The organism is Streptomyces sp. NRRL S-1022 (assembly GCF_000720135.1).
Taxonomy (GTDB): Bacteria; Actinomycetota; Actinomycetes; order Streptomycetales; family Streptomycetaceae; genus Streptomyces.
Genome location: NZ_JOIU01000155.1, coordinates 1 through 355, shown reverse-complemented (window position 1 = coordinate 355; position 355 = coordinate 1). Strand labels below are relative to the sequence as shown.

The following is a 355-nucleotide window of genomic DNA, read 5'->3' as shown; positions in this document are numbered from 1 at the left end:
TCCAGGCCCTGTGCGAGGTCACGTCGGTCCGCCTCACTTTCGAGGCGACCTCCGACGACCCGCCCTACGTCGACGCCCCCGGCGGCAATCCGCGCACCGACACCACGGGGCAGGAGATCCTCTCCAGCTGCGCGGTGGACTTCGTCGTCGAGACGTCGCGGGACCACAAGGCGTGGACCGAGGTCTACCGGACCGACTCGGGCAAGGGCGGGGAGGTGGAGATCGGACTGGCGAAGCCGGTCACCGTACGCTGGGTCCGGATGACCGTGCACAAGCGGTCCAACGCGAACCCGCTGGGCCTCAACGGCTTCCAGGTGTACGGCACGTGCCGGACCGACCGCCCGCAGGTCACCGG

At 70.1% G+C, this 355-nt stretch carries 1 pseudogene; it reads left to right on the top strand.

Going from position 1 to position 355, the window contains the following annotated elements:
* Window positions 1-355 (top strand): annotated as a pseudogene (locus tag IG05_RS43270) (discoidin domain-containing protein); the annotation flags it as partial.